We start from the raw sequence: 4,310 nt of genomic DNA, 5'->3' as shown, positions 1-4,310 counted from the left end.
GCGGGCGATAACCTGAATATGCCATTTGTTGGGCAAATTTTACGTGGTGGCGGTGCATTCTTTATTCGCCGTACCTTCCGCGGTAACGCGCTCTATACTTCGGTCTTTAAAGAATACCTATACAGTATTTTGTCGCGTAACACGCCTTTAGAATACTTCATCGAAGGTGGTCGTTCACGTACAGGTCGTCTGCTACCACCAAAGACAGGCATGTTGGCGATGACGGTGCACAGTCACTTGCGTGGTCGTGCCAAACCGATTGTCTTTGTTCCGACCTATATCGGTTATGAACGCTTGATGGAAGGTGCAACCTACGTCGGTGAGATGAACGGTAAACCGAAAGAAGCAGAGTCTGTCTTTGGAATTCTGCAAACTTTACGCAAAATTGAACGTATTTTCGGTAAAGTCCATCTCAACTTTGGCGAACCAGTCTTCTTAGATGACATGCTGAAAAAGCATGGCGCTGAGAATGTACACATTGCTAAAAATGATGATCCAATTCCGCAAGAAGTCTCTGATGCTGTGAATAGTTCTGCACATGCGATTTTAGAAAATATTAACCGTGCCGCTGTGGTGAACCCCGTTTCATTACTGTCTTTGGTTCTGTTGGCTACTGAGAAGCATACGCTTGATGAAGAAATCTGTATCAAACAGCTTGATACCTATCGCAAGTTGTTAACCACTCTTCCTTATGATGAGCGCCTCTTGGTCACGCCATTATCAGGTAAAGAAATCATTGCTTATGGTTTAAAGCTGAAACTGATCAAACGCGTCAATCACGTACTGGGCGACATCATTGCGATTGCGGACAATCAAGCGGTACTGCTGACCTACTTCCGTAATAACATTTTGCATGCCTTTGTATTGCCATCACTCGTTGCCGCTTTGGTTGAACACAATGGAACCATTGGCCGTGGTGATTTAATCAATGTGATTCGCACGCTCTATCCATTTTTAAAAGCAGAACTGTTTTTAAAATGGGAAGATGCTGAACTCAAAGATCAAATCTGCGCTTATGTAGATGGGTTGATTCAAGCCAAGCTGATTTCTGAAGATACCGAAGGCCACTTGATTTCTCCTGCTCCAAACAGCGAAAATCATAACCAGTTGGTGGTATTGGCAGCGCCAGTCATGCAGAGTCTTGAGCGTTACTACATGACGCTTGCATTAATTACACAGCGTGGTTCTGGGAATATTTCAGCGCGTCAGGTTGAAGAGCTCAGTCATTTGGTGGGTCAACGTCTGTCTGTCTTATATGAGTTCAACTCACCTGAATTCTTTGATAAAGCCTTGTTCCAGAGCTTTATTAAAGTGCTGACGCAACAGGGTTATATCAGCACTAACTCAGACAACGCGATTGTGTTTGATGAGAACTTCCAAAACGTTGCGCAATATGCCAACTTGGTACTAGATGATGTCACGCTACAAATGTTGCAACACATCACCACTTTCAGCGATGAAGAGCTAAAAGACACGCTAGACAAAGTCGCTGCTGAACAAGCGAAGAAACGTTTGAAACGTAAGAAGAAGTAACTTCTTTTTAAAAGCATAGGTATCTACAAAAGGTAGGTGCCTATACTGTAAGCCTATGAATAAAAATTAAAATCTATTTCGTATAAGAAGTTTATGTTAAATGGATTCAAATAAGCTTGATAACGTGTCGATGTGATGTGTGAATCGTAATCTCAGCCTAGAGGGCTTGCCCAAAGGCTGTATGAACTTGAGGAAGTGGAAGCATTGTTGATTTAGTATTGATATAGTTCAAAGTTTAAATTAACTTTTTCTAGAACTTGATGAAATTCTTTATTATTTTTTAGATATTGAGCATTACAACTATCTTCAAATTGAACAGATGCGCAGATTAAACGTAAATGTGCGTAGTCTGTTAGGTTAATCAGTTTTTCATAGTATGATTTTCTATTTTCTTCAGTATTAAGCTTTTCTTCTATAAGTTTTACGATACTAGAAAATGATCTAAATACATCATATATATTGTATTCTTCATCTATAGTCTCATATAACTCTTTAATTTTATCAATTTGAACACCATTTTCAAATTGTTGATCAAGTAAATCTTCTACCTTTTTAACAGCTTCTTCATTATATAGAGTATGTTTTTCATTATTTACTAAAACATATATTTTAAATCTGTTATATATGTCCTTTTGAAGTCCTATTAAATTAAAAAATAGATTCTCAAAAGTCCTTAAATTTTCATTCGCGATGTTGCTTTCAAGTTGCTCAGTAAGTTTTTTATTAGCTAAGTTTTGATGATTAAGTGATTGAATTAATAAAAAATGTAATGAATGACAGAATAGGACTTATAGTCCCACCTAAAAAGCTTCCAAAATCTGACCAGACACCTTGATCTTTTGACCAAGGGTAATGTAGGACCACAGAAAATTGGTAAAAATATAAAATTGGAGTAATAACAATAACTAGTGTAGCTATTGTTATTAGATATTTATTCAACAGTTTTCTCACGAATTAGGTTTTCTACAAAGCTTGCTTCTCTGACTAGATATTTTACAACATCACCATCTTTTTTCTGTAAAGATGTCGCTTTGATCTTGAGATATTTCATATCTTCATTTTCGGTAATACCGTTATTATCATCTAAGTTCTTAGAAAATAATTTTTTACTAGTTAAGTTCATGACTTTATAAGCCTGTATACCGAACGCAATTGTTTCTCTTTTGCCTTTAATTTGTAGTCTTCCATTACCAGTAAATGTATTGAATCGAGTAATTAAAACTTCTAACTCAATAATTTTATTGGATTCTTTAGCTGACATTTTTTCATATGTTTCTTCAGTAAATGTTTGCAACACTCTAGTTTCTGATTCTCTTTGTCTATATCTAATTTTTACATCGTAGCCAAAATTATTAGGTACATTATGAATGTTATCTATGAGCGTTTTTTTTCTTAATGCTTTGATTAAGACCGTAGACTGATCACCTAAACTATTGATGATTGACTTAGCTTTTGGACTTAAAGGAGGATAATTTTGATAGAAGGCTTCAGAAAAATAATATTCGATAATCTCTGCTAAATTATCTTTTCCTACAAAAGATAGTCTTTTTATTGCTTCATCTTCAAATGCTTCAACACTAAACATTTGTCCATATGAACCACTAAAATTCTTTTTTTAGCGTGTACGTACACTACTCCTAGATGTGTTCTTGCTTGGTACTTCATCAGTTAGCTACGGTTTCTGCAATTAGACGCACAGCATCTGATACACCTTGCATAGTTGTTAGACCTGATTTCATATCAACTGAGAAATTAGGAGTATCAATTACTAAATCTAATTCAAGTTCCATTGGTTACTCTATAAATAATTTAAGTAAACTTATTTCTAATAAATATATGTATTTATTATATAACTATTTTTATTAAAAACCATTCAGTTGAATGAAATATGTTTCATTAATATATGTTAGCTTTCCTAAAATTATTAGAATACTCGTTATACTAAACACCTTTTTTGTTTTTATAATTCAGCATCTTACCGTATTGAGTGGAGCCCAACTACTATGATTGGGCTTTTTAACTGAATTTCCACGTTCCACACCCATTTCCCAAACGATGCTTCACATTTTTTATGAGTGAAAGTAAAAAATTATTTTGACTCACGCTCTTCTAACAATGCCAAATAATCATCAAAACAATGTGGATGCTGTAATTCAAAATTCATCTTCTGCATCCGCGTAGCATAAATTTGCTTGCCTGATGGTGCATCACTTTCCAAAACCAAAGCTGGCAGTCCTAACTGCTGTTGAAACCATTGCATGATTTCATGTAAAGGCAGTGGTTGGCTATTGCTACAAATGTAAGACTTTTCAGTATGTTCCACGTGAAGCAAGTGCGCTAAAAAAGCCGCCAAATCCTCAATATGAATTCGGTTCGACCAATGCAGTTTAGGATAAGATTTTGTGGTTTCTGCAAGTTTAATCATACGTGTAACTGAGGTTCCATAAATGCCTGTTGGACGTACAATCACACATTCATAAGGATAAGCGTGCTGCCATGTTGCTTCCATATTCAATAGCACCTGCCCTTGCGCATCACTTGGCTGAGGAGAAGTCTCATCATCAACTCGCTCACCTGCACTTTCACCATATACACGGGTGGAAGAAACCACGATCACTTTTTTTAAAGGATGACTTTTTAAGGCATGTAGCATGGGTGCAATCGAGTCTACAAAAGTTCGCTGATACGATTCCACCGTACTGCCCTCAGGCGAGAGTAAGACATACACAGCATCAATCGGTGCGACTTGGGATAAATCCAACTGATGAATATCTTGA

At 36.4% G+C, this 4,310-nt stretch carries 4 protein-coding genes; 1 reads left to right on the top strand and 3 read right to left on the bottom strand.

Annotation, left to right across the window (positions count from 1 at the left end; genetic code table 11):
• A partial coding sequence (gene plsB, locus B4F08_RS13470) for a glycerol-3-phosphate 1-O-acyltransferase PlsB (RefSeq protein ID WP_291374747.1) occupies nucleotides 1–1,533 on the top strand: 1,533 nt, incomplete at its 5' end.
• A gap of 931 nt (nucleotides 1,534–2,464) precedes the next feature.
• Here the strand turns inward: plsB and B4F08_RS13465 are convergent.
• The 3 genes from B4F08_RS13465 to B4F08_RS13455 form a co-directional block, all read right to left on the bottom strand.
• Complete coding sequence (locus B4F08_RS13465) at nucleotides 2,465–3,118, bottom strand: hypothetical protein (RefSeq protein ID WP_291374745.1); 654 nt, start codon at nucleotides 3,116–3,118, stop codon at nucleotides 2,465–2,467.
• 79 nt (nucleotides 3,119–3,197) lie between these two features.
• Nucleotides 3,198–3,323 carry a hypothetical protein gene (locus tag B4F08_RS13460; RefSeq protein ID WP_291374743.1) on the bottom strand — a complete coding sequence of 42 codons (126 nt, stop codon included), beginning with the start codon at nucleotides 3,321–3,323 and terminating at the stop codon, nucleotides 3,198–3,200.
• A 299-nt stretch (nucleotides 3,324–3,622) separates the two neighbouring features.
• Nucleotides 3,623–4,310, bottom strand: a 688-nt coding sequence (locus tag B4F08_RS13455) for an NAD-dependent epimerase/dehydratase family protein (protein WP_291374741.1), incomplete at its 5' end; no start/stop codon positions are given.

Source organism: Acinetobacter sp. UBA6720, from assembly GCF_002454215.1.
Classification (GTDB): Bacteria; Pseudomonadota; Gammaproteobacteria; order Pseudomonadales; family Moraxellaceae; genus Acinetobacter.
The sequence above is the reverse complement of the archived record's forward strand: the minus strand, read 5'-3'. Positions and strand labels throughout refer to the sequence as shown.

What these genes read in the sequence shown, in the direction of transcription:
- B4F08_RS13460 (WP_291374743.1), bottom strand. Translation starts at nt 3,323, where the DNA reads ATGGAACTTGAATTAGATTTAGTAATTGATACTCCTAATTTCTCAGTT.
- B4F08_RS13465 (WP_291374745.1), bottom strand. Translation starts at nt 3,118, where the DNA reads ATGTTTAGTGTTGAAGCATTTGAAGATGAAGCAATAAAAAGACTATCT.